Below are 26,239 nucleotides of genomic sequence, written 5' to 3' on the forward strand. Positions count from 1 at the left end.
GTCCGGTCAACACGGTCAATTATACCGACCTCCATTAAGTACTTTGTGTATCTGTTAGGTAGTCGTTCACACACTTCGGAGGGCTAATTCGGGTGGTAAAGGCCCTTCTAAGCCCCGATCGACGTTCGATCGATCTCCGTCAGATGGCGTCGTAACATGCCGTTTTGACGTGTTTCGGTACGTTTTGATCCGCCCGGACGCCGACGTCGATGAGAAGCCGACGATCGACCCCGCTCGTTGGGTATGTCAGACGTTCGTCAGACCGTGAGGGCGCTTTCAAAGCCGAATGTGGCCCCAATATGCCCCGAAACGGACTCACGTCGACTCGCGCGCACGTGGGCGATACTACAATAATCGACTAAAGTGAATCAGCGCAGCTAGAGTTAGTGGTGCACCAGACCCAGCCGTGGAGACCCACCTCAACGACCGTTCGATCATTAGACTCGCCGCCGAACGCCGACCGCCGCACCGATCGCGGCCACGAGCGCGAGAAGCGCGGCGACGACGCCGAAGCCGGGTGTCGACTCCTCGGTGAGATCCGGTGTCTCCCCGGTGAGCGACGGAACATCCGGGGCAGTCGGCTCGGGAGGAGTTCGGACGTCCGGGCCGACGATCTCCGCGTTCGCGGTGGCGACGGGCTCCTCGTTCACGCTGAATCTTACCTCGATCATGTCACCGGCCGATGCTTCCGAGAGATCGAAGGTGGCGGAGAAGGTGCCGTCCGATTCGACCTCGACGGTCGCGAGTTGGACGTACGACAGCGAGGCGGCCTCCGCGGAGACCACCCGGAGGGTTGCCTTCGTGCCGGGTGCCAGATTCGTCTCACCGGCTATCCGAACCGATTCCGCGTTCGTGAGGCGGATCGTGCCGACAGCCGCGTCCTCGCCGTCGGCGTCTTTGTCCTCGATCCCCTCGAAGTGCGCCCACGGTTCGGCGACCGAGAAGTTGGCCGTCTCGGATTCGTCGTCGCCCGGTTCGAGATACGGGAATGCGGGCTCACCGGGGTCGCCGCCGGCTCCGCCGAGCAGCCCGCGATAGAACGTCTCGATGTGACGGTCCGCGCGATCGAACAGGAACGGCTCCTCGGGGTCCGTGTCGTAGGCCATCGAGGCCGAAAAGTCGAGTTCCTCGTCCTCGTCGTCCGGATCGAAGACCCTGACTGCACGCGTGTCCACGACCACGTACAACTCGCCGACCTCGTTGTCCGCGTAGACCGAGACCGCCTCGGGATCCATCTCGGTGAGGTCGAGCACCTCCAGGGGCGAGTCGATGCTGCCGCTCGATCCGGGCCCCTGGATCACGGGGCCGCTCTTGGCCTCGACGGCGAAGCGCACGCCCTCGCCCGTCCGGGTTTCGAGTTCCGCCAGCGTCCCGGGGGCGAAGCCGGTCTCGAGGGATTCGAAGTCGCCCTCGATCGCAACCAGATGTCCGTAGATCCCCGTGGCCTCCGTCGCGATCACCAGCCGGTCGCCGGCAGCGACGACATCACGCTGGCCCATCGACTCCTGGAGGACCGTCCGGTTGTCGGCCGCGTTCGCCGCACCGGCGGGCGCGGCCTGGATCGAGACGCCCTCGATGCCTGGTTGCTCCAGGGCGATCATCGCCCGACCGAGCGGCGCGGCCTCGTCGTCGGCTACCATCGCGGACTTGCCCGGCGTGGACTCCTGGGGGGCCGTAGAGCCCGCCTCGACGACCCGGAACTCACCGGTCGTGCCGGCGGCGATCGGGTACTCGCCCGGCTGGAGCGGCCGATCGAGCTGGTCGATCCCGCGATCGGTGTCCGCCGAGGCGATCAGTCCGAGTTCGGCGAGGTAGGCGTCGAAGTCCTCAAGGGATTCGCCCTCGGGGCCGACAAACGTCGCCCCGTCCTCGCCGGTGGGGAACCGACCGTGGACCCCGCTTCGGACCGCGTCGTCCTCGGAGTAGTAGACGAGATCGGTGTTCGTGGCGCTCACGCTGTCGCTCGTCCCGAGTGTTCGCGTATTGATCGAGACGGTCACCTCGCCGTCGCCGTCGACGTCCTCGAGACGAAGCACGTCGATGAACCCGGCCTCCGCGCTCCCGATCTGAACGTACGCGTGATCGGGGACGTCGGTCGTCTCCCCGTCCGCGTCGTCGGCTGCTACCGCGCTCGAAAGATCGAGCGTCACCGTGACGACGTCGCCCGCGGGCCGCTCGTAGGTCGCTGTGCTCCAGCCGCCGACTTGCCTGCTCGCTCCGGCGCCGTCTCCGGTCCCGTTCCCATCGTCGATCCGGGTGTCGGAGCCGTTCGTCGGGCTGTTCGCCGGGTCGTTCGCCGGACCGTTCGCCGAGCCGTTCACGGAGGTGGCCGTCCGGCTGGGAGCGGGCGCATCGACATCGTCGATCGACGCCGAGGACGTCTCCGGGCCCTGATCGACGGCGTCGGCGGTCGCAGCCGCCGGGGCGACCGCGAGCAAGCAGACGGCCGCAGAACAAAGTACCGCGAGAAGGACCGCCCGCGCCGTCGTCTGAATAGGTGTGTCGCGTGTCATCGTTCGGTGGGTGGGGGCCTGGGCCGGAACGGGGCGATGGCCGGCGATCCCGGGAACCCCGACTCTCGCCGTCCATCCGCGGTCGGCGCGTGGGGCCCGGTGCCGGGACGGACCGCCGTCTCGGGTGCGGGGGCGTTCACCCGGAAAGAACGATGGACAGGGTAAATACTTTGGGCGATGGGTCCGTCGCCGGCGCCGCTCGTGGATCGTCGACGAACGTCCCCGGTCGTCAATGGCGGACTCGCCGATCCGAACACGCGGGCGATCGCATCCGGCATCTTGCGGAAGGGATCCGGTGACCTCGGGGAGCCGTCACCGACTCCAGGTCACCGGCTCACGATCCCAGAGAACGGCTGTGCCTCGTCGTACCGGGCCCACAGCAACACCGCGGGAGGTAACGCGATCACGGCCATCACGAACGAATAGAGCACGCTCAGCGCCATCAGAAGGCCGAAGTCACCGAGGACCGGCGTGATAGCGAGCGCGAGCGCGCCGGTTCCAAGCGAGGTAGTGAGCATGCTGCCGAGGAGTGCCCCGCCGGTGCCCGATAGCGTGATCACCATCGCCTCGTGGGCGTTCGCCCCGGTGTTGTACTCGTCGATGAACCGGTGGGTGGTGTGGACCGAGTAGGCGATCCCCAACCCGATCGAGATGGAGAGGATCGTCGCCGTGAGCGCGTTCAGCGACATGCCCAGATACCGCATCGTCCCGATGAGGTAGGCGATCGCGATCAGGATCGGGAAGACGTTCACGACGCCCAGCATCGGCTTGTGCTCCAGGACGCCGTAGGCGATCACCAGAAAGACCCCGGTTAACCCAACCGCCAGGATCAGCCCCTGGATGGCCGAGGTGAAGATGAGGTCGGTGACCGCATCGAAGACCACGATCGAGCCGGTAGCGGTCGCCGTGTATCGGAAGTCCTCGGCGAATTCCCGGGTGTCCGCGGCGGCGACGTCCTGGGAGGCGTCCGCCTCGATCGCGTACTCGACTTGGGCACTCCGGCGATCCTCGGTCAGATACCGTTCGGCCTGCGCGCCCGACGAGGAGTCGAACAGTTCGTCGTAGATCCGATCGAGGTTCCGGTCGGGAATGCCGTTTCCGTCCCGGTCGTTGCGCGCGACGAGCGCGGCGAACTCCGGATCTCGTTCGGCGTGTGACTGGATGACGGTGAGGATGCTCCGCGGTTGGGCCTCGCCGCCGGGAGCGACGGAGAGGGTGTCGGGGGGATCGTCGTTTGGAGCCGCAAGCGCCTCAAGAGCGTGATCCTCCTCGAAGGAGCCCTCGACGTACAACTTCACCGACTGGTCCTGGTTGGTTGCGAACTTATCCTCAAGCAGATTTATCGTCTCCGTGACGGTGTACTCGCCGGGAGCGAACGGCTCTGGCAGACCCGCCAGGTAGTCGGGTTGTTCTTCGGGCGGCAGGAAATCCTTCGTCTCGAAGGACGTGTCGACGCCGGCTCCGTAAGCAGCTGCGGCGCCGCCGGAAAGCAACAACGCGAGCACGAACACGAGGGGGGCATACCGGCTCACGACGGCGGGAAACGCCAACGCCCGCCCGAGCGCGGAGTCCTCGGAGGCGATCGGTTTGGAGTTGAATTCCGGAACGTCAAATCGAGCGCGGAGGTCGTCGACCTCCAGTTTCGCGGCCGGCAAGAACAGTCCGAAGATGAGGAACGTGAAGACGATCCCGATACTTGAGGCGATCCCGATGTTCCGGATCGGCGTGAGATCGGAGATCACGTTCGCACCGAAGCCGAAGACGGTCGTCACCGTGACGATGACGAAGGCGATCATGAGCTGGTTGTTCGCCGTCCGCATCGCCTCGGTGGGTTCGAATCCCCGAACCGTCTCCTCACGGTAGCGGTTGATGATGTGGATCCCGAAGTCGACCCCGACCGCAAGAAGTAACACGGGCACGGAGATCATCTGCTGGCTGAAGGCGATCCCCGAATAACCGAGAAACCCGAACGTCCAGACGATCGTCATCAGAAGTGCCAACAGTCCGAGGACGAGGTCGATCGGGTCGCGATAGGCGACGATCAGGAACCCGAGCAGTAACAGAACGACGACGGGCATCACGATCGTCAACGAGTCGACGATGACGTTGCCCATCTCCGCGTTCGTGATCCCGGAGCCGAACGCCCGGATGTCGCCGGGTTCGTCGTCCGCGATCACCTGGATGTCCGTCTGGACGTCGGTTAGGTCCGCCGAGGAGAACCCGTTTGGAACGTCGTGAGAGATCACCGTGACCGACGCCGACGCCGAGGCCGTCGTCGGATTGAAGTCCTCCGAGAGGGTGCCGGTGAATCGGGTCTCGTCCTCCAGTCCGCGAACCGTCCGACGGATCTCGGCCGGCGTGGATCGCTCGATGACGCGCCGCTGTTCGGCCGCGGTCGTCGCCGAGGGATCGATCGTCCGCGCGACGACCGGTGCGGGACCGTTCGCGGACTCCATCCGGAGGTCATCCCGCTTCTCGACGCGTTCTATCACCCGAAGATTGTGAAGGAGTGCCTCCTTGGTGAGGACGTTGTCGCCGGTGTGAATGATCTGAGTCGATTCAGTATCGGGTTCGAAGGGGTCCTTGAACTCGTCGTTTATCGCGTCGAGCGCCTCCTGTTCGGGGAGATCCGAGGTGAACGAATCGGTGGCGTCGGTCTCCGTAGAGATGAGCCCGAACCCACCCACGAAGACGGCAGTGAGAATGAGAAAGACGAGCACGACCGTTCGCGGGCGGGTGACGATCGTCTCGTTGAGACGTCTCGTCGTCGCCTCGACCCACTCGCCGAGCGTCATCGACTACTGCCTCCGCCCCATCATCGATCACTGCCTCCGGTACCAGACGGCCCCCGCGACCGCCACGATGACGACTACCACGAGGATGAGCGGGAGCGGCAGGCCACCCTCCTCGCCCTGGACCACGTCGATCGGAACGCGAACCGTGTCCGACAGTTGACTGTTCCCGTCCTCGTCATCGTACCGGAAGTCGAAGGAGATCGGGTAGGTCTTCTCCGGCGTCGCCGAGGCAGAGGCAGTCAGCTCGAAGGTCAAAGTGACCGTCTCGCCGGGCTCGATCGACTCGACGTAGCCCGTATCGGCCTCGCCGGTATCGAGGGGATCGTCGGCGAACAGCCGCGCCTCGACGTCGGTAGCCGTCTCGTCGAGGTTGTTCGTCACCTCGACCGAGAGGGTTCGTGAGCCGCCCGCCTCGATCGTCGACTCGGCGAGCACGACGTCGAACTGGTTGCGCTCGGGCGCGACGTCTGCCAGCACGTCGAGTTTCTCGTAGACGCGTCGGTCGTCGTTCGTGTTCCGATAGCTGACGGCGAAGTCGATCGACTTCGCGCCGGCCTCGGCCTCGCCGCTCACCTCGATCGGTAGCCGAAAGGAGGCGGACTCGCCGGGAGCAAGCGATCCGACCGCGACCGACTGCTCGATCGGGATCACGGTCTGGGCGTCGTCCGCGTATCGAACGACGACGCTATCGGCGGGCTTTGGGCCCGTGTTCGTGACGGTACCGACGATATCACCGTCCTCGCCGACGCGGAGCGAGGAGGAGACGTCCGTGAAGGCGAACGACTGCTCGTCGACGGTCGAGATACCGGCCGTCATGGGCCTTGAAGTCACCGCGATCCCGTCAGTGTCCTCGTAGTTCACCGAGAGATCGATCGTGTAGCTGCGGCGAGTGGCGTCCGGGGCGAGAACCACACTGTGGTTGACCGTTCGCGTCTCACCGGGCTCCCAGTCACCGACGAACGCGGTCGAACTGGCGGCACCGGACTCGAAGCTCAACGCGCCGCTTCGCGACTCGGCAGTCACGCTTGCCTCACCGGCGGGTTCGGTGCCGGTATTGCGAAGCGTCATCGAGACGTCGGTCTCGTCGCCGATCTGTGCGGTCGCGTTCGTGTCGACGACCTCAAAGCGGGCATCCTCGGTAACTTCAACGGTGATCGATCCCTGTCGAGTGCGCGTGAACTCGCCGTAGTCGGTACCGTAGGCGTCGTAATCCACGAGGCGAGTGAACTGGTATTCGTACTCGATCGGAATGCGGTAGGTGCCGGGCTCCGCGTCGTCGGCGATCGCGATCGGGACGCCGATCTCGGCCGATCCGGTCGGGAGATTTCCGACCGTGATCTGACCGGTTTGGACGTCGATGGGGACGTTCGAATCGTCCATCTCCATGGTCATCCCGCGGGCGGTCGTGACCCGCTCCTCGTATTGGGCGGGTCCGCCCTTATCGATCCTGCCGCGATTCGTGATCGCAACCGTCAGCTCGTCGGCGGTGCCGGCCGAGACCTCGCCCGTTGCGGTGGCAAAGGAGATGTCCGGCTGGCCGATCACCTCCCCGGATTCCTGGGCAGCGGCGGGAACGGAAACGCCGGCGACGCCGGCGACGACGGACGCGACGACGAGAAGCGCAACGATGATCGGAAGACGACTCGAATTCATGAACGAACACCGGAAACTGGATCGGGTCTCATCTATGGTGGTAGTGGGTCGGAGGGGCGGGTTCTGATCGGGGGCATGCGGTCGGATATCGTCGATTCGGGGGCGGACGATCGGGGGACGATATATCGGCGATTGGCTGACTAACTACTTAGTTACATTCTCCCAGGGAGATACATCAATCCGTTGGTTTGGTCCGGCGGAGACGGAGTTGAGTGATGGTGGTAACGGGAGTCACGATCGAACCGAAAGCCGTGACCAAACAGGGAGTCGCGATCGTGTCGGGTCCCGTCCCCGAATCCGAATCTAAATCCGGATCCGAATCCGAAACGGGAGGGGACGGGACGGAACCGGTTCCGCCTCACTACTTGGCCCGATAAAGATATCCCGCCGACAGCACCAGGATGGCCTCCGCGATCTTCGAAGTGATCGAAACGGGATTGACCTGGCCGCCCATCGCGAAGAAGGCGACTATGGTCGCGCCGGCGTACACGACGGCGACGAGATACAGTTCTCGGCGCCAGTAGCGCGTGAAAAACAGGACGATCCCGCCGAGAAAGCCCGCTCCGTTCAGATAAAAGAGGATCCCGGTCGTCCGGCTGAATTCGATCACCTGCGGCGCGAGGAACAGGTGGATCGCTGCCGAGACGAGGGCCGTGAGAACTGCGAGGTACGCCACGGGCGAGGATGGGGTCCGGAACGTCGAACGGTCGCCGCCGTCGGTAGTCAATCGTGTCGCCATGGGTGACGATCGGGTTCCAAATATAAAGAAATATCTCCGAACGTCACTGAAGAACGGGGCGCCTCGATCGCGCCCCACATGTTGAAGTGCGACGATCCCAGAGAGAGTGCGTATGTACGAGGACGACGGGATCGATGAGGATGGGGTGACGAACGGGATGGACGCCGATCCCGGATCGCCGTCGTCGGGGTCGAGAACGGAAGCCAAAGCGGAGTCCGGATCGGGATCCGATCCAGCGCCGTCCGCGATCCGACCGCTCGATGAACGGACGGTCCAGCGAATCGCGGCCGGCGAGGTCGTCGAGCGACCGGCCTCGATCGTCAAGGAACTGGTGGAGAATGCTCTCGATGCGGATGCCTCACGGATCGCCGTGTCGGTCGAGGGGGGCGGAACCGACCGCATCCGCGTTCGTGACGACGGGATCGGGATCCCGGCGAGCCAACTCCCCGAGGCAGTTGCCGAACACGCCACCTCCAAGATCGACGACATTGACGACCTCGAAGCGGGCGTCGGTACGCTCGGCTTCCGCGGGGAGGCGCTGTATACGGTCGGTGCCGTCTCCCGACTGACGCTCCGATCGCGTCCCCGACCGGAGGCACACGGCGACTCGTCCGGGAGAACCGAGACCGAGGCCGATACCGGTGCCGAGATCACCGTCGAGGGCGGCGAAGTCGGCGAGATTCGTCCGGCAGGGTGTCCGGTCGGCACCACGGTCGAGGTCGAGGACGTCTTCTATAACACGCCCGCCCGCGAGAAGTTCCTGAAGACGGACGCCACGGAGTTCGATCACGTCAACCGGGTACTCACCCAATACGCGCTCGCGAACCCCGACGTGGCGGTCTCACTCGAACACGACGGTCGCGAGACGTTCGCGACCGAGGGAAACGGCGACCTCGAGAGCGCAGTGCTTGCCGTCTACGGCCGCGACGTTGCGAAGTCGATGCGTCCCGTCGAGTGGCAACCTGCCGACGAACGGATGACGGGCGAGGAGGTCCCACCCGAATCCCTCCCCGACGAGACACCGGTCGGACGCGTCCACGGACTCGTCTCCCACCCCGAGACGACGCGCGCGAGCCGGGAGTACCTCTCGACGTTCGTCAACGGCCGGTACGTGACCGCGGGCGCGCTTCGGAATGCGGTGATCGAGGCCTACGGCGGCCAGCTCGCTTCGGACAGGTACCCCTTCGCGGTTCTGTTCGTCGAGGTGCCGCCGGAGACCGTGGACGTGAACGTTCATCCCCGCAAACTCGAGGTTCGCTTCGATGCGGAATCGGCCGTCCGAGAGGCGGTCGAGACGGCCGTCGAAACCGCGCTGCTCGAGCACGGCCTGATCCGATCCACCGCCCCGCGCGGCCGATCGGCCCCCACGGAGACCGCCATCGAGCCGCAGCGTGCAGACACCGAGGTCCGCGGCGGTGCGGCGACGACCGACGGCCGTGATCGGGAGACGGAACTGGAGCAGAACCGAAACCCGGAATCCGATCGGAATCAGGGATCAAACTCGGAGCACGATCGAACCCTCGATCCCGAATCCGTTTCCAACCAAGAGGACCGAACCGGCGACGCGAGCGAGATCGATCCGAACGACGAGGATGCCTGGTCCGTCGAAGGACTCACCGATCCGGGGACGTCGCTCGGATCGGAGGACGAAGTGGGAACGGACGATCCATCCGGGGAAACCGGCGGATCGGTCGAGACGAGCACATCGGAGGGTGCAACAGGCGGAGTCGATCCCACCGGAACCGACCGGAACACGCAGGAGGGAAGCGAGAGAAAACATGCCCATACCGACACGTCGGACCGAAAGACCGCGAACGCGTCACCCTCGCCGAGAACGTGGCAACGGGACGAGGTAACCGACTCCGGATCATCCGAGAACGTTGCGACGACCTCGGAGCAGGAGATGAGCGATGGGCTCACCGATCGGGAGTCACAGGGAGGGACGACAACCGAGACGGAACGTGTACCGTCGATCGCGACTCCGAACGAGCAGGGAACGCTCGACGGGGAGACGACGACCGCGGAGATCGAGCGGGACTTCGAATCGCTGCCGCGACTGCGGGTCCTCGGGCAACTCCACGAGACGTACGTCGTCGCCGAGGCGTCCGAGGGACTCGTGTTGATCGATCAACACGCCGCCGACGAGCGCGTCAACTACGAGCGGCTCCGGGAGGTCTTCGCCGACGGAATGGACGCCCAGGCGCTCGCCGAGCCGGTGACGGTCGAGTTGACCGCGCGGGAGGCCGCGCTCTTCGCGGAGTTCAACGAGGAGCTTCGAGGGATCGGATTTCGGACGGAGCGGGCCAGCGACCGGGAGGTCGTCGTCTCCGCGGTCCCGGCCGTCTTCGATGCGACGCTCGATCCGGGGTTGCTCCGGGACGTGCTGGGGTCACTCGTCGAGGAGGGAACCGACGATGCGGAGCCGGTCGAGGACGTTGTCGACGGGCTAGTGGCGGATCTCGCCTGCTACCCGTCGGTGACTGGGAACACGTCCCTCCGGGAGGGTTCGGTGCTCGAACTGCTCGCCGCGCTCGACGAGTGTGAGAATCCCTACGCGTGCCCGCACGGACGGCCGGTGATCATCGAATTCGACCGCGAGGAGATCGAAGACCGCTTCGAGCGGGATTATCCCGGCCACGTCGGACGACGCACGGAGTGAATCAGAGCGGAACACCGAACGTCCGGCACGTTGACCGAACGACGAGCGGTGACTGATCGAGAGTTAATCGACGATCGATGGCTGGCGGCCGATCGACGATCGATCAATCGACGGCTGGCGGACCAGGCGTACTATATACTGGGGGTGCAAGTTGCGGATATGGAGTGGGACGCGTGACCGATCTCGTGACCTTCGGCGAAACGATGTTGCGGCTCTCGCCGCCGCGAGGCGAGCGGCTGGAGACGACTCGGGAACTCGAGGTTCAAACCGGCGGTACCGAAAGCAACGTCGCCGCCGCCGCAGCCAGACTGGGCATCGACTCGGTGTGGCTCTCGAAGCTGCCGGACTCCCCGCTTGGGAGGCGTATCGTCTCCGAGCTGCGGAGCCACGGCGTGCGAACAGGGATCTCCTGGGCGGATCCCGAGGAGACGCGAACCGGGACCTATTACACCGAACACGGCGGCGACCCCCGCGGAACGAACGTCGTCTACGACCGTGCCGACTCCGCATTCACGACGGTACGGACGTCGGAACTTCCGGAGGGGATCTTCGAGGGGACGGGCCGGTTCCACACGACCGGCATCACGCCCGGACTTTCACAGACGGCCAAGCAGACGACGATCGATCTCCTCGAAGCCGCCGGCGAGGCCGGCGTCACGCGGTCATTCGATCTGAACTATCGAGGCAAACTCTGGTCGCCGGCGGAGGCGAGACGGACCTACGAATCGCTTTTCGAGTACGTCGATACCCTGTTCGTCCCTCGCCGGGACGCCCGGGACATCCTCGAGTACGAGGGCGACGCCGTCGAGATCGCCCACGGTCTGTTGACCGAACACGACCTCGATACCGTCGTTCTCACCCGGGGCGAGAAGGGTGCAGTCGCGGTCGGCGACGGAGAGGTGCACGAACAGGGAACCTACCAATCCGACACCTACGATGCGATCGGGACCGGCGACGCGTTCGTCGGCGGGTTCCTTTCGCGACGGATCGACGGCGGCGACGTTCCCGACGCGCTACAGTGGGGGGCGGCTACGGCCTCGCTCAAGCGGACGATCGGCGGCGACATCGCCGTGATCACCCGCGATGAGGTCGAGTCCGTACTCGCCGGCGAGTCGGGGATCGATCGCTAGCGATCCGCGGACCACCCACGGGCGTGTATCGCTCCCGTCGAAGTGGACAACGCTTACTATCGCGCAAGCGCGAGATGAACCATGCACGTAGCCGTTATCGGCGCCTATGGCAGCGCCGGTGCCGCAGTCGCCGAGGGGCTGTATCCACACGTCGGTGGCCGGATCGACCGACTGACACTCGTCGACGACGGTGAACCGGGTGGGGGACTCTGCATCCTGGAGGGTTGTATGCCCTCGAAGGAACTCATCTCGGCGGCCACCCATCGCCACCAGGGCCGGGTCGACGAGCGGCTGACCGGCGAACCACACGGGCTCGACCTCGAGCGGATCGTCGAGGAGAAGAACGACCGGACGCGGGGCTGGGCGAGTCACCGTCGGGAGTCGATCCACGATATGGCCGCCGACGAGGACGTCGAGTTCCTCCACGACCGGGCACGGTTCCGCGGCGATCAGACGATCGAGGTCGATGGACAAACGATCGAGGCGGACTACGTCGTGATCGCGACCGGATCGGTTCCCAACATCCCCGACATCCCCGGTCTCGAGGAGGCAGGCTACTACACGAGTAAGGATACGCTTCACGCGACCGAGCTACCGGAGTCCGCGATCATCCTCGGGTTCGGATACGTCGGTCTGGAGATGGCGCCGTACCTCTCGGAGGCGGGCGTCGACATCACCGTGATCGAACACGACGAACGCCCGATCGACGAGGCGGACCCGGAGTTCGGGGACACCCTTCTCGACATCTATCGCGAGGAATTCAACATCGAGGTGCACACGGCGGTCCGCGAGAAGTGGGTCGAGGAGACGGACGACGGCGTCCGGCTTCACCTCCGAAACGAGACCGACGACGAAGACGAAGACGAGGACTGGCTGGGATCCGATGATGCGGAGATCGACAGCATTCGAACCGACGGCGCCGACGTCCCGGAGCCAGTCGAGGCTGAGTCGATATTCTGTTTCACCGGTCGGCAGCCAAACCTCGACGGACTCGGACTCGAAAACACCACCCTCTCGCCGGAGGACGGCTGGATCGACGCGACGATGCGCCCGCCGAACGCCGAACAAACCTTCGTGGTCGGCGACGCGAACGGCCGCGAGCCGATCCTCCACGTCGCGAAAGAACAGGGATACAAGACGGCTGAGAACGTGTTGGCACACGCCAGAGGCAAGCCGATCGAGCCGTACGATAACATCCATCATCACGTGATCTTCTCGGGGGCGGCGATCTATCCGTTCGCGCGCGTCGGCCATACCCCTCGGTCGGCGGTAGAGGCCGGCCACGCGATCGCGACCGCGACGCGGCGGGCCAGCGACGACGGGGTATTCAAATCGAAGGACGTCCCGCACGGTCTCGCACGTCTCGTCGTCGACGCCACGGACGGGACCGTCCTCGGCTGGCAGGGACTCCACTACCACGCCGACGTCATGGCCAAGACGTTCCAGTTGGCCGTCGAGATGGAACTGGACGTTCGCGAGATCCCTGATCGAGCCTATCACCCGACGACTCCCGAGATCCTCGACGGACTGGTGCGGGAGTGTGCAGCACAGGTGCACGCCGAGGAATAACCGACTCACCGAGCGATCGGTGCGATGGAAACGAGAACGAGCGGGGTATCCCAGCGAGCACGCGGGTCAAGCCGAGTAGTAGTACTCGCCGGTCCGCTTCTGCTCGCGGTCCTTCTGGGATTCGGGTTTGTTGATCCGGGGACGACCGGTTCGCTCGTCGCGCCGGAAGGTGATCCCGAGATCCGAGAGAAAGTCGTTCATTCCCGCCCGCATCTCCTGGGGCGGCTTGGCATGGCCATGCTCGGCGGGTTCGCCGTCGAAGACCATCAGTCGGTCGGCCAGGAGGTCGATCATGTAGATGTCGTGGTCGATCACCAGCACGGTCGCGTCGTGGTTCTCGGCGTACCGCCGGATCGCGGTCGTGGCCTGTACACGCTGTTCGACGTCGAGGTGGGCGGACGGTTCATCCAGCAGGTACAGATCGGCGTCCTCCGAAAGACACGCGGCGATCGCAACGCGCTGGCGCTCGCCGCCGGAGAGATCCGTGAGATTCTGTTCCATGATTCGCTCGAGTTGGAGCGGCTGTGCGACCTCCGTGTTCCAGTAGGAGCTTCCGACCTGGTCCGTGATCGACGAGAGGAACGCGTCGACGCGCATGTGACGATCGATCTCGATATACTGTGGCTTGTAGGCGATGTCCATCGAGAACTCCAGTTCGCCTCGGTCGGGCTCTATCACGCCGGCGAACAGTTTCGCGAGCGTGGATTTGCCGATCCCGTTGGGACCGACGATACCCAGCACCTCCGATTCGTAGATCGTGCCGCCGTCGATGGTGAGATCGAACTCGCCCTCGCCGTAGGAGTGGTGCAGGTCCGGATACTCGACGAGTGGGTTCTCCTTCGATGAGACGCGCGGGGCGTGCTCCTCGAAGGTGATCGACTCCGGTCGAATCCGCATGTTCTCGTTGTCGAGATAGCCCTCCAGATACTCATTGATCCCGTTTCTGACGGATTTCGGGTCGGTTATCACGCCGTATGCACCGGGCTCCCCGTAGGCGACGTGGAGGGTGTCCGCGAGGAGATCGAGGATCGCAAGGTCGTGTTCGACGACGAGCATCGAGCGCTCGGAGTCGGCGGCGAGTTCACGAATCAGCCGAGCGGTAGTCATCCGCTGGCTGATGTCGAGGTACGGCGTGATCTCGTCGAGGAAGTAGAAGTCGGCGTCCCTGGCCAGACACGCAGCGATCGCCACGCGCTGGAGTTCACCGCCGGAGATGGAGTCGATGTCCTGGTCCATCACGGGAGCGATGTTCAGCCGATCGATGATGTCATCGAGCGCCCCGCGCTCGTCCGTGTGTTCGAGCAACTCCCGTGTGTTGCCGTCGAACTGCTTTGGAATCTGGTCGACGTACTGGGGCTTTCTGGCGATCGAGACCGATCCCGCCCGGAGCCGGTCGAGATACGTCTGCAACTCGGTGCCGCGGAAACGGTCGACGACCGACTCCCAGTCGGGCTCCCCGCCGGTGTAATCGCCGAGGTTGGGAACGAGTTCGCCGGCCAACGCGTGGACGGCGGTCGATTTCCCGATCCCGTTCGGACCGAGAATGCCGGTCACGGCTCCCGGATCCGGAACCGGAAGGCCATACAGCGAGAAGGCGTTTTCGCCGTAGCGGTGGATGGGGTCCGACTCAAGCTCGGATGGAAGGTTGATGATCTCGATCGCATCGAAGGGACATTTCTCGACGCAGATACCACAGGTCTCTCCGAGACAGATCTCCTCGGAGATTCGGATCTGGTCGGGGTCCCCGTCCTCAACGTCCTCACCCCGCACCGTGATGCACTCTTTGCCCGTTCGGTTGGGCGGGCAGTATTTCATGCATTCGTAGTTACAGCGGTCGGGTTGACACCGGTCGAGATCGACAACCGCGATACTGTCGTCGGCCATGGCTACAGTTGAACACCCGAGGTCAACAGGATCGTGTAGGTGATGAACCACAGCGTGAAGGTCATAAAGACCACGTAGAGGTTGTCCTTCATCCCGAAGTCGGTGATGTCGACGCCGACCAGTTTGAGGATCGGAAACTGGCCGACGGCAAACGCCCCCATCACGACGACGGCCATCGTGGATCCGCCGTTGGCGGGCGACGTGCCGACGTACCACGCGGACACGAGTGCTGCGCCGATGCCGGCCAGACAGGCGATGGTCGTGACGACCACGCTGCGAGCGTGGCCGGTGATCCCCGAGTCGTCACTCATACCTACGCGTCTGCTGGCACCGGTGAAAAGGCGTTCGTTCCACGGTCGACTCCTCCCTCACCGACGGATCGACGGACACGAACGATGGAGGGCGAACGCCGGTACAGCGCGCGCGAGCCACGATCCTGACCGATCGGTCAGCCCGAGCGGCTCATGTGGTGAATATATAGGAGAATGTTGCCCCAATATCCGTGGAATACGTCCTCGATCGCGATCGAAGGACGTCGATCACCGGGATCTGCATCAACCTTTATGCCGGTGTGCTTTTTCGAGTCGTAACGATGGCTGGAACCGAACAGGGAAGCACCGACGGGACCGAGACGCTTGAGGACCTTCCCCCGAGTGCGAAGCTCGTTTTCAAGGTACTGGAGTACAATGGGGCATTAACACAGAAGGGAATCGTCGAGGAGTCGATGCTTTCGGCACGAACGGTTCGATACGCGCTCGAGCGGCTCGAACGGATCGGCGTCGTCGACGAGGACGTCTATTTCGCCGATGCGAGACAGAATCTCTATGAACTCACCGACCCGGCTGGAGAATTCACGACTGACGAGAAGGAAGCCTGCTGTGCCGACTGATCGACGATCCCGAATGCCCTCCGCCCTTCGGATCACCGTTCGTCAGCGATCTCCCGGCTTCGCGCGATCGCGGAACGAACGGTAAGTGCGACCGTCACGAGGGTTCCACACGCGACCGCAAGCACGAACGCGAGCAGGAGAAACCACCCTTCGGGCCCCAACACCGGATACGCGCGGGTTCCGTCGAAGGGGCCCCACAGCTCAAGGACGCGAAACAGGTAGGCGGCGACCGCTACAACGATCCCGACGATCGCCCCGATGATGGCGTGACGTCGGACCTCGAGTGCGGCGAGAAACGCCACGAGCGGCGGCCGTTCCGGTCGCTTTTCGGTCACGCCGAAGCGTTCGATCCGCCGGGACATAGGCCCATCGAACCGACACGATCGGTCGTTCCCACGATCGGTCAGTTACCCGGTCGATCGGTCGAGACGTCGTCCACCGATCCGTCCGTGGTTCCCTCCTCGATACTCGCGTACACGCCCGCACCCTCTTCGACCAGGTCGAGGCGGTCGGCGAGCGCGGAACCGATATCGTAGGTGTCACGGACCGTCCGAGCGAGGATCCCGTCACGCTGGAAGGCGACGAGGACGGCAACGTACTCGTCCGAATCAGGGCGCAACAGGAAGACGGCACGGGGATCGTCGTCCTCAAGTCGAGCGTTCACCCGAGCGATAAGCGGCTCGATCGGGAGGGATCCATCGGCGAGCGCGGAGAGTGTGTCACGGCCGGGCGGATCCGCAAACAGGTACAACGCGCCGTTCGGGGAGCCGTCGCGTCCACGGGTCGTCGTCGACATAACGGCGTCACCGGCCGCCCGGGCGTTCCGCCAGGCCTCCCTCGCGGCCTCGAACATCCCTGTGACCTCGTCGGCGACGTGAATACGACTCTCGCGGACGACCTCGATCTCCTCGATCCCTGCCTTCTGTCCCGACCACGCGAGCGTGGCGTCGACGATCCATCCCGGCTCCAATGGGTCGGCAACAGCGGAGTGATCGCCATCGACTCGAAGAGGAGCATACGCGTCGGCGGCTGCCGGATCGTCCGGATCGATCGGCTCGTCCGGGATCTCGACCAGCGTGAATACGTCGTCCTCGCGACGCTGGACCCGAAACCGGCCGACGGTCGTCGGCTGCATGGACGATCGAAACGGACGAGCGGTGATAAGCGAGGTGATCCGTTCCGCGGTCGACCAACAGTCAAGGCCGACGGTTCGCTATCAGGGCCAACGGTTCGCTATCAAGGCCGGACGGCTGGCGGTCGACGATCGGCGATCGGCACCGACGATCAGCGGCACCGGCATCGACGGATCCGCACCGTTATGGGGGGCCAAAGCGTACGTCTTCACACGAATGGGAATTCTCGAGGACAAGGGTCGAGCGCGGGTGTTCTACAGGTATCTCTCGACGATCTATGACCGGATCAACCCGTTCATCTGGAACGAGCGGATGCGAGAGGAGGCGCTCTCGTGGCTCGACATCGAGGCTGGCGATCGAGTGCTCGACGTCGGCTGTGGGACCGGGTTCGGAACGGAGGGTATCCTCCAGTACACCGACGACGTCCACGGTCTTGATCAGAGCGTTCACCAGATGGAGCGGGCCTTCGAGAAATTCGGCAAACACGACCAGGTGAACTTCTACCGGGGCGACGCCGAGCGACTTCCGTTCGCGGACGACACCTTCGATGCCGTCTGGTCGTCCGGCTCGATCGAGTACTGGCCGCACCCGGTGGCGGGACTCCAGGAAATGCGCCGGGTCGCAAAGCCCGGATCAACCGTCCTCGTTGTTGGACCCGACTATCCGGACTCACGGATCGCGAGACGAGTCGCGGACGCGATCATGCTGTTCTACGACGCTGAGGAGGCCGATCGGATGTTCCAGCAGGCCGGATACGCGGAGTTCGAACACCACATCCAGCAGGCCAAACCCGGAAGTCCGAAGGCGATCACGACCGTCGCGACCGTCCCGGAGTAGACCGTCCCGAAGTACACCGTCCTCAAGGTCGATGATCGGAGAGCGGAGAGCGGACCATAATAGCCGCCGACGCGTGATCGATCCGTCCCGGCGGCTAGCATCTCATCCGGAAATCACCGTCGTCGACAGCTGAGCCACCGGCCTCGATCCGTCGTAGACCCGGATCTCGACGATTGCTCCGGGCGTGAGAACCGGGTCGTTCGTGTTCGCAACGGCGAAGGAGGCCCGGTCGCCGGGAGAAAGCGTCGTCGTTCCCGCACTGTTGAACGCGCCGGTGGGACCCGGCTCGAAACCGCTCGCCGAGAAGAACGGCACTGGCGGCTGTTCGGCGAGCGGTTCGCCGTCGACACGAACGCGAAGTCGGAGGTTCGAGACGTCGAGCGCGTCGCCACCCCGGTTTTCGAGGATCACGTCCGATCCCTCAACGGTCAGCGAAAGAGCCGCGGTCGGTGCCGGATCGATCGGATCCACAGCGCCCGTGACGATCACGGCGAAGCCGGCGCCAAGAACCGTAACGAGAAGGATCAGACACACGGCCGCGATCGGAGCGAACGCCCGATCGGAGCGAGATCCGGGGGCAATTCGATGCGAATGGAGTCGCGGAAGGATCGGGATCACACGCCGTCTGCGTCGGTATCCGTATAATACCCTCGTACTGCGGCGTGGGCCAGTCGATCAGATGGGTCGTGTCTCGGGTTCCGCTCAGGATGCGTCTTCGGTCCCGCCACTCAGGAGGTGTCTTCGGTTCCGCCACTCAGGAGGGGTCTTCGGTTCCGTCATCCGGTTCGGGGATCCGCGGCGGATCGACGGGATCGATCTCGGAGACCCAGGCGACGCGGGGATCGGCGACGACGGTCGTTCGATAGGGGCGATCCGGGGAGAGGATCCAGAGTTGCCCTTCCCCGTTCGTCGATCCGACCTCGACGCTGTCGTCGCCACCGGCGGCAACGGTGACCGTGGCGCTCGAGACGGGATCGCCCGTCTCCAGGTCGGTGGCGGTCACGCGAACCGGACCGCCCGGATACGTTCGTTCGACGATCAACTCGATTCCGTCCTGGGTCGACGTTCGCGTGTGAGCGTCGGAGAAGGACTCGAGTTCACGACGCTGGTGTTCGATAAAGACGTCGCCGTCACCGCCGCTGACGAACGTCCGAAGGCGCCCTCCCTCGAAGGGAACGTTGACCCGGGTGAGTCCCTCCGTCCCGAGCGTATCGGCGGAGAGGCTCCGCTCGTCAACGCGAGGGTACGCGGAGAGAGTACGTTCGAGCGCCTGCTCGCTTTCGTCCGGTCCGCCCGCCGCGTTCCGGTCCCATCGGTCGCCACGGTAGACCTCGCGGAGGTACTCGTCGTCGTCGATCGCGGCTAGGATGACGACGTCATCGGCGGTCTCGACGTAGATCCGATCCGGAGTCTCTCCCCCTCGAATCGTCTCCAACGCGTAGGAACGAACCGGCCCCTCGTAGACGCTCAACCGGAAGGCGAGCGACTCGGTTTCGAGAGTAACGCCCGAGGTCTCGGCCGCGAGCACCGAGAGCGCATCGAGCCGCATTCGTAGCACCTCCGCGGTGGCTGATATCTCGGCGAGTTCGACGAACAGCTCCCGATCGGAAAGCTCGCCGCGTGCGTGCGCGTCGATGGCCTCCTGCTGTCGCTCGTAGAGGCGGGTCTCCGCGTCCCTGACCGCGGCCTCGGCGGCCACCAACCGCCGCTTCCGTTCGGCGGAGGAGTTTGCGGCCTGCACGTGGGCGATCGTCGCCTCGGTCCGCATCGAGGCCGTCGTCCGCGTCGTCTCGATCCGGCTTGCCGGACCGAGATCAGCATGGTGGCGATCGAGGGAGACCGACGTCGCCGATCCGGACGGCGCAGCCAGGACGTTAATCCACGAGTCCGTCGTGGGATCGGTGGTGTCACTCCCGTTCGTCCCGTCACCGTCCGTTTCCGTCTGCTGGGCGACCGGATCCCGGAAGAGCGCACCGAGGGCGTCCGCCGACGGATCGACCGTGAGGGTGGGTCGGTCCCCGTCCCACGTCGCGGGGCTCGCATCGCCCGGCGCGAACCCGACGGTCACCGGCGCGAGAAGGAGGGCGAGCGCCAGGAGGACCGAGAGGAGCTTCATCGGGGGGAAATCCGGCGGCATCAGTTAAAAAATACACCCATTGAGGGAGATCGGACGCACGAGAACCGACCGATGAAAAGGATTTTGCCGAGCGCACGCGAGGAAACGGCTATATGCGGCGACTCGTCCTCCGTGTCGTTCTCGCCTCCATGCTCCTGTTGATCGGGGTCTCCGGGGGTGCATTCGCCGGAGCCACGCCGAGCGCCCCGGAGCCGACGTCCGCCGCGTTCGATGGGTCGACGGCGGTCGAATCCGTTGACGCAAGTGGACGGCGACCGCAACTTTCGACCGGAAACGCGACGCCGGAGACGGAGTTCCGGATCGATCTGCAATCGACGCGGGACGCCGACTGGACGGTGATCGTCCGATATGAACTCGCCACCGAGAACGAAACGACGGCGTTCGAGCGCGTTGCCGGTCGTTTCAAGTCGGGGGAAGTCGGCCCGTCCGCAGAGCTGTACGTCAACCTCGCGGCTGGCGCCGCCGAGGCGTCGGGCCGCGAGATGGAGATCGTGGACGTCCAACGCGAGGCCGCGATCGATCGGGGGATCGATCTGGCCGGCAGCGAGGGAGCGGTCGGCGAACTCCGACTCTCGTTTACCTGGACCGAGTTCCTCCGTGAGGAGGGCGAACAGCTCGTCCTCGACGACGCCTTCCGTACCGCCGACGACGAGACGTGGCTGCAGTCGCTCGGGGAGAACCAGCGGATGGTGATCCAGCCGCCCGAAGAGTATCAGGTCGATTCGTTTCCCGGGATCGGCCTGTCGCTCGAGGATCGAGCCGTCGTGATCGAGGGGCCGAGGACGTTCGAACCGGACGACCGCATCGCGGTGGTTTATTCACCGACCTCACAGCCCGTCTCGAGCCCACCGTGGCTCCTCCTTGCAGGTGCGGTCGTCCTCGGATCGCTCGTGATCGCGTGGGGGCTGTGGATATATCGCCGATCCGGAGACGAGGAGTCGCCGCTTGAACGCCCCACCGGTGCGCCGGACTCGGCCGCAGAACGGCCGACTGGGGAGACGGGAGTTGGAAAGACGGAAGCGGGCGAAAAGACCGGAGCTCCGGACGAAGGACTGGCTGGGTCGTTCGAGGAAGCGGCGACCGAGGAGGAAGCGGAAACGGAACCTGAAGAGGCCCACGAACCGGATCTCTCGCTGCTGTCCGACGAGGAGCGGGTCGAACGGCTACTCGAGGACCGGGGCGGCCGGATGCGACAGGCGACCATCGTCGAGGAGACGGGATGGTCGGATGCGAAGGTCTCCCAACTCCTGTCGGCGATGGCCGAGGAGGGACGCATCGAGAAACTGCGACTTGGGCGTGAAAACCTCATCTCGCTGCCCGACCAGGCGCCCGAAGAGGACGGAGAAGACGGGTCGAACAGGGAGGAGTGACCGACCGACGAGCAGCGATCGACGGGAGCGATTGCTGACCAGTTCCGGATCGACACGGGCGATTCCGAGTCGGTACGGAGTGATCCCGGGACGATATGGGATATTCCGAGCCGATGCCAGGCCGGATCCTGGTCAGCAACGCGTGACGCCCGAGACGGAGCCGACCCGCTGTCGACGGCTTTCGAAAGTCCTTACACGTGGTCGGTGGTACCGTCTCACGATGAAGGTTCTCGTGACTGTAAAGGAGGTCGGCGAGGTCGGTGACGACTTCGCGATCGAGGGGGACGGGATCGCCGATGGCGACCTCGAATACGACATCAACGAGTGGGACGAATACGCACTCGAGGCCGGCGTCCGTCTGGCCGAAGCTGAGATCGCCGAGGAGGTCGTCACGGCGACGATCGGGCCCGAACGTGCCGAGGAGACGATCCGAACGGCACTGGCAAAGGGCGCAGATCGCGCCGTCCGCGTCTTCGACGATGCGATCGAGGATGCCTTTCTCGACGTTGAAACGCGGGTCGATATTCTCGAGGCGATCGTCGAGGCGGAGCAACCGGACCTGGTGCTCTCGGGCGTCCAAGCGAGCGATACGGCCTTCGGAGCCACCGGGGTCGCGCTCGCGGAGCGGATCGGCTATCAGCATGCGGCGGTGGTAAACGACCTCGAAATGGATGCGGACGCCGGGGTGGCGCATGTCCGGCGGGAACTCGAGGGAGGCATCGAGGAGCTGACCGAGGCGGACCTGCCGGCGGTGTTGACCATCCAGACCGGACTAAACGAGCCACGGTACGCGAGCCTCCGTGGGATCCGTCAGGCGCAACGAAAGGAGATCGACGTGCGGACGCTCTCGGATATCGGACTCTCGGAGATCGACGTCGAAGGGAAAGTGACGCTCTCGAGCATGTATGAACCCGAAAGCGACTCCGATACGGAACTCATTGAGGGCGACGCCGGAGAGGCTGCAGCGCGTCTCGCCGAAGTCCTCCGCGAGGGAGGGGTGGACGCCTGATGTCGTCCGCCGCCGTGCTCGCCGTCGTGGAACATCGCCGCGGCGAGCTCAGGGATATCTCCCAGGAGTTGCTCACCGTCGGACGCGAGCTTGCGGACGCGATCGAGGGTGACCTCCACGTCGCGGTCATCTCCGGGGACGTCGAGACGTTCGCGGAGAGACTCAACCGGAACGGCGTCGACGCCATCCACGCCGTCGAGAGCGGGGAGGAGTTCGACCACGGGATCTACACGCGAGCGGTCGAGGCCCTTCACGCGGAACTGGAACCGACGGCGCTGCTGATGCCCAACTCCGTCAACGGGCTTGATTACGCGCCCGCCGTCGCCGAACGGCTCGATCTTCCCCTCGTGACTGACGCGACCGATCTGGCCTACGACGAGGGGATCACGGTCACCCGCGAGATGTACGGATCAAAGGTCGAAACGACCGTAGAGGTGGACGACGACCGATTCGCCGTGACCGTCCGCGGCGGCGAGTGGCCGGCTGCGGAGGGATCCGGCGACGCGAGCATCGAGACGATCGACCTCGATGTCGAGGAGGGCGACTTCGGCGTCCGCGTTCAGGGATATGAGGAGGTCGCCGGCGGAGACGTTGATATCACGGACGCCGACGTGCTCGTCTCCGTAGGCCGCGGGATCGGCGAGGAGGAGAACCTCGAGTTGATATGGGAGCTGGCCGACGCGCTCGATGCCACGGTCTCGGCCTCGCGACCGATCGTCGATAGCGGGTGGCTCCCGAAGAACCGCCAAGTCGGCCAGTCAGGGGCCGTCGTCACGCCCGACGTGTACATCGCGATCGGCATCTCGGGTGCCGTTCAGCACGTCGCCGGTATGAAGGGCGCAGAGACGATCGTTGCGGTCAACGTGGATCCGAACGCGCCGATCTTCGACCTCGCCGACTACGGGGTCGTCGGAGACCTCTTCGAGGTGATTCCGGCGCTGATCGAGGAGTTCAAGTAACCCTCGAGGAACTCCGTCTTCACCCGAAGGCCGTCACGTTCGAAGCCATTCCAGTCCCGCATTCAATCCTGGGCACGGCAGTCCTCTCCCGCCACGACAGCCCTCCCGATCATAGTCCGTTCTCAACTCACGTTCTCAACCCAACTTCACTCGCGCTCGCGAAGCCGGTCGATCCGATCGCCGAGAGGCGGCTGTACCTCGAGGAACGTCCGCCAGGTTCCCCGCTCCGGTTCCACACCGCGACGTGCCGCGGCACGTTCGAAGGCGTCGGCGAGCCGATCGGCGCCGACGCGGTCGGCCGCCCGAGCGTCAGCGGCATACTGGATCCGGCGTCCGGCCCACAAGGAGACGATCCCGATCGCCACGAGAGCGGTGAACCCGTCGCCAAAGGGAACGATTCGGACCACGATCGCCGCGAGGATCGACAGGATCGCGGCGACAGCGGCGGCGCGAAATTCAGCGTAATGCGTCTCGACGCGAGCAGCCTCGGCCGCGAACAGAGCCTGAATCGTTCCCTCGTCGAGAGCGGCTTCGCCGTCCCCGTTCTCATCCGAACCGTCCGATCCGGGGCCGACCGTCCCGTCTTCCCGCGCTCGGGAGTTATCCCCTCCGGTGCGGTTCGCACCGACCACCTCGTCGCTCACGAACAGCACGCGCCGACCTGGCGGTCCGCGGACCGCGATCTCCGGAGTCCGCCCTCCGTCGTCGATGACGGCGACGGCTTCAACGTCGAGGCCGGCCGCCTCCCGGAGCGCGTCGAGGCGTGCCCGTTCCGCACGCGTCGGTTCGCGGGTCTCAAGGAACCGATCCGCGGCGTACAGCGGACCGACGGTTGCCGCGATCATCGCGACGACGGCGACGACGGGGAGCAATGCGATCCGAAGCATTCAGAACTTCTCCAGGAGGTCGTCGTAAAACTCGCCGCCGCGTCGATTCGAGAGCTTCTCGACGATGAGTTCCGGGGTGGAGCGGGCGAGGTGATCCTTTCGTGGCGATCGATTCACGCGGAGTTCGCCCTCGACGAGCCCGGTCGCCTCGATACCGTCGACGGCGATCTCGAAGTCGGCGGCCTCCCGGATCTCCCGGGCAAGATGGGAAACGAATACTCCGGTCGCCGCCTGGTCCTCGAGCGCCTCGAGGATGCCCGCGATGATCTTCGCGGAAGCGCCCGGTTCGGTGATCGACTCCAGCTCGTCGACCAACACGAGCCGACCGTCGGCACCTTCGACGAGGTCGCCGAACTCGCGAAGCGTCGCCTCGAAGGCGCCGGCGTCGAGGGTCCCCTGGGACTTCGCGTAGTAATGGATCTCCTCGAACCGCTCGAGGCGCACCTCCGTGGCCGGAACGGGCATCCCCATCTGTGCGAGGATCACGACGAGCGCGACCAGATCGAGCGTCGATGTCTTGCCGCCGGAGTTGACTCCCGAAAGCAGCGTGGCACCACTCACCGCGTAGTCGACCGCCTCTACCTCTTCGAAGGGGACATCGAGGAGCGGCGACCGGCCCTCGACGATCCGGAACCCGCGGTCGCGGTCGAACGTCGGGAGCGTACACTCGAAATCGCGGGCAAACCGGGCTATCGCGAGTTCGACGTCGAGTTCGAGAGCATCACGGACGAGCGCGTCGGCCGGGTCGCGAAGCGCCGAGAGCTCCTCGGCCAGCTCGGCTTTGAGCATCGCGGCCCGCTGGTCACGGGCGGCCGAAAGCTCGGTTCGAAGCCGTGAGACGGATGCCTCGTCCTGTTCGACCGGAAACGTTGGGTCCCCGTCCGCAAAGACGCGCTCCGCGATCTCCGCCTCGCCGGGCTCGAGTTGCAACGCGGCTATCACGTGGTCGCGTGCGCGATCGAGGGCCGCGTCGTACTCGTCGGCGAGCTCGCGCGAGAGCAGCGAGTCGACACGCGCACCCTGCTCGACGAGCGAGAGGAAGTCCTGGCCCTCGATCGTGACGTCCCGCTCGCGGATGGCCTCCCGCAGGTGGTCGTTCGCGACCGACTCCGCGGTTCCGACGGCTGCATCGAGATCGTCAACGGCGGTCGTCAGCCGGCCGAACTCCGCGTCGCCGATCACACTGCCGTCGTCGTCGATCCGCGAGAGCGCGTCCCGGAGCGCATCGAGTTCACACGGCGGGTCGATGGTGGCGGCCTCGTGAACGTTCGCGGCCGCGAGAAGTCGATCCCGATTTGCCGCGAACCTGGCAAGAAGGCGCTCCGGGACGGTCTCGGCGGGCGTCTCGAGGGCATCGGGCCGGACCCGAACGTCACCCTGCACGTCCAGCCCGGCGAACGATTCGTCGAGGACGACCACGGTTGCATACGACCGGGCCAACTCCGAGACGTCGCGGGCGTCTTCGACGATCTCCACGGAGAGTTCGGGGACCGCCTCCTCGGCCTCGGCGTAGCATTCGGCATCCGCAGTCGCCAGACATCGCTCGCGAACCCGGACCGTGTCCGGCGATTCCATCGGATCGACGCCCGAAAGCGCTTCGAGAATATCGGGATCCGGATCGCGTTCCATCGCGTCCGCGACGAACGACCGGGCCTCCTGGATCCGCGAACGGGATGCCGAGGGGTAGAACGTCTCCAGACGCGTTTCGGCATAGTCGGTGACCGTTCGGTCCTTGAGCAGACCCATCGCATCGCGATAGAGATCGCGTGCGCGATCGGTCGCGAGCACGCGTCCGTTGTCGTCGTGGCGGTCGCGGATCGCCCCCCGAGCGATCTGGACGGCCCGTCCGTGGGTAATCCCGGACGCGCTCGCGATCGCGGCGACATCACCCTCCCGAAGCGCCGTCTCGGGATCATCCAGTTCGTGGAGGGCGTCCGCCGTCTTCGCCCCAACTCCGGGGATCGCCTCCAGTTCCATCACACCGGGTTCTCTCGGGGATCGCCAAAAGGGTGCGGGTCGCGGGCGGCCTCACGAGGGCACGTCCCCGACAGACACGACGACGCCCTTTTTCTCTCT

General features: G+C 65.0%; 20 protein-coding genes. 8 read left to right on the forward strand and 12 right to left on the reverse strand.

Annotated features, from left to right (window positions below):
- Positions 1-437 precede the first annotated feature (437 nt).
- The 4 genes from ACERIT_RS00260 to ACERIT_RS00275 form a co-directional block, all read right to left on the reverse strand.
- Positions 438-2,513 (reverse strand): BGTF surface domain-containing protein, encoded by a 2,076-nt coding sequence (locus ACERIT_RS00260; RefSeq protein WP_373672790.1) that lies wholly within the window; start codon positions 2,511-2,513, stop codon positions 438-440.
- 326 nt (positions 2,514-2,839) lie between these two features.
- Positions 2,840-5,308, reverse strand: a complete 2,469-nt coding sequence (locus ACERIT_RS00265) for an RND family transporter (protein WP_373672791.1) — start codon at positions 5,306-5,308, stop codon at positions 2,840-2,842.
- Between the two features lie 27 nt (positions 5,309-5,335).
- Positions 5,336-6,961 carry a COG1361 S-layer family protein gene (locus ACERIT_RS00270; protein WP_373672792.1) on the reverse strand — a complete coding sequence of 542 codons (1,626 nt, stop codon included), beginning with the start codon at positions 6,959-6,961 and terminating at the stop codon, positions 5,336-5,338.
- 361 nt (positions 6,962-7,322) lie between these two features.
- A complete protein-coding gene (locus tag ACERIT_RS00275; RefSeq protein ID WP_373672793.1) occupies positions 7,323-7,700 on the reverse strand; it encodes a hypothetical protein in 378 nt (125 codons plus the stop codon).
- Between the two features lie 112 nt (positions 7,701-7,812).
- Between ACERIT_RS00275 and mutL the strand changes: the two genes are divergently transcribed.
- The 3 genes from mutL to ACERIT_RS00290 all read left to right on the forward strand — a co-directional run bounded on the left by mutL (position 7,813) and on the right by ACERIT_RS00290 (position 13,058).
- Complete coding sequence (gene mutL, locus ACERIT_RS00280) at positions 7,813-10,359, forward strand: DNA mismatch repair endonuclease MutL (RefSeq protein WP_373672794.1); 2,547 nt, start codon at positions 7,813-7,815, stop codon at positions 10,357-10,359.
- Between the two features lie 164 nt (positions 10,360-10,523).
- Entirely contained in the window at positions 10,524-11,489 is a 966-nt protein-coding gene (gene kdgK1, locus ACERIT_RS00285) for a bifunctional 2-dehydro-3-deoxygluconokinase/2-dehydro-3-deoxygalactonokinase (RefSeq protein ID WP_373672795.1), read from the forward strand.
- Between the two features lie 81 nt (positions 11,490-11,570).
- A complete protein-coding gene (locus ACERIT_RS00290; RefSeq protein ID WP_373672796.1) occupies positions 11,571-13,058 on the forward strand; it encodes an NAD(P)/FAD-dependent oxidoreductase in 1,488 nt (495 codons plus the stop codon).
- 66 nt (positions 13,059-13,124) lie between these two features.
- On the opposite strand, the gene ACERIT_RS00295 is transcribed toward ACERIT_RS00290, so the two are convergent.
- Both ACERIT_RS00295 and ACERIT_RS00300 read right to left on the reverse strand, forming a co-directional pair.
- Positions 13,125-14,942, reverse strand: coding sequence for a ribosome biogenesis/translation initiation ATPase RLI (locus ACERIT_RS00295; protein ID WP_373672797.1), 1,818 nt, complete (start codon positions 14,940-14,942; stop codon positions 13,125-13,127).
- Positions 14,943-14,944: 2 nt separating this feature from the next.
- Entirely contained in the window at positions 14,945-15,253 is a 309-nt protein-coding gene (locus tag ACERIT_RS00300) for a hypothetical protein (RefSeq protein WP_373672798.1), read from the reverse strand.
- A gap of 281 nt (positions 15,254-15,534) precedes the next feature.
- Here ACERIT_RS00300 and ACERIT_RS00305 point away from each other — a divergent pair, with 281 nt between their 5' ends.
- Positions 15,535-15,831 (forward strand): ArsR family transcriptional regulator, encoded by a 297-nt coding sequence (locus tag ACERIT_RS00305; RefSeq protein WP_373672799.1) that lies wholly within the window; start codon positions 15,535-15,537, stop codon positions 15,829-15,831.
- Positions 15,832-15,863: 32 nt separating this feature from the next.
- Here ACERIT_RS00305 and ACERIT_RS00310 read toward each other — a convergent pair whose 3' ends face one another.
- Entirely contained in the window at positions 15,864-16,193 is a 330-nt protein-coding gene (locus ACERIT_RS00310; RefSeq protein WP_373672800.1) for a hypothetical protein, read from the reverse strand.
- Between the two features lie 41 nt (positions 16,194-16,234).
- Complete coding sequence (locus ACERIT_RS00315) at positions 16,235-16,966, reverse strand: DUF6663 family protein (protein WP_373672801.1); 732 nt, start codon at positions 16,964-16,966, stop codon at positions 16,235-16,237.
- Positions 16,967-17,180: 214 nt separating this feature from the next.
- Here ACERIT_RS00315 and ACERIT_RS00320 point away from each other — a divergent pair, with 214 nt between their 5' ends.
- Complete coding sequence (locus ACERIT_RS00320) at positions 17,181-17,801, forward strand: methyltransferase domain-containing protein (protein WP_373673059.1); 621 nt, start codon at positions 17,181-17,183, stop codon at positions 17,799-17,801.
- Positions 17,802-17,903: 102 nt separating this feature from the next.
- On the opposite strand, the gene ACERIT_RS00325 is transcribed toward ACERIT_RS00320, so the two are convergent.
- Positions 17,904-18,419 (reverse strand): type IV pilin, encoded by a 516-nt coding sequence (locus ACERIT_RS00325; protein WP_373672802.1) that lies wholly within the window; start codon positions 18,417-18,419, stop codon positions 17,904-17,906.
- A 136-nt stretch (positions 18,420-18,555) separates the two neighbouring features.
- Positions 18,556-19,917, reverse strand: a complete 1,362-nt coding sequence (locus ACERIT_RS00330) for a hypothetical protein (protein ID WP_373672803.1) — start codon at positions 19,915-19,917, stop codon at positions 18,556-18,558.
- Positions 19,918-20,030: 113 nt separating this feature from the next.
- Between ACERIT_RS00330 and ACERIT_RS00335 the strand changes: the two genes are divergently transcribed.
- From ACERIT_RS00335 to ACERIT_RS00345, 3 genes are all read left to right on the forward strand, one after another.
- Positions 20,031-21,308, forward strand: coding sequence for a hypothetical protein (locus tag ACERIT_RS00335; protein ID WP_373672804.1), 1,278 nt, complete (start codon positions 20,031-20,033; stop codon positions 21,306-21,308).
- Between the two features lie 220 nt (positions 21,309-21,528).
- A complete protein-coding gene (locus ACERIT_RS00340) occupies positions 21,529-22,317 on the forward strand; it encodes an electron transfer flavoprotein subunit beta/FixA family protein (RefSeq protein WP_373672805.1) in 789 nt (262 codons plus the stop codon).
- Positions 22,317-23,276: an electron transfer flavoprotein subunit alpha/FixB family protein gene (locus tag ACERIT_RS00345; RefSeq protein WP_373672806.1), complete on the forward strand. Its 960-nt coding sequence runs from the start codon at positions 22,317-22,319 to the stop codon at positions 23,274-23,276. The genes ACERIT_RS00340 and ACERIT_RS00345 overlap by 1 nt, the downstream gene beginning before the upstream one ends.
- A gap of 146 nt (positions 23,277-23,422) precedes the next feature.
- Here ACERIT_RS00345 and ACERIT_RS00350 read toward each other — a convergent pair whose 3' ends face one another.
- Both ACERIT_RS00350 and ACERIT_RS00355 read right to left on the reverse strand, forming a co-directional pair.
- Complete coding sequence (locus tag ACERIT_RS00350) at positions 23,423-24,163, reverse strand: peptidase (protein WP_373672807.1); 741 nt, start codon at positions 24,161-24,163, stop codon at positions 23,423-23,425.
- A complete protein-coding gene (locus ACERIT_RS00355; protein WP_373672809.1) occupies positions 24,164-26,140 on the reverse strand; it encodes an endonuclease MutS2 in 1,977 nt (658 codons plus the stop codon).
- Positions 26,141-26,239 lie beyond the last annotated feature (99 nt).

Origin of the sequence: Halopenitus sp. H-Gu1, assembly GCF_041821145.1 — an archaeon.
Classification (GTDB): Archaea; Halobacteriota; Halobacteria; order Halobacteriales; family Haloferacaceae; genus Halopenitus.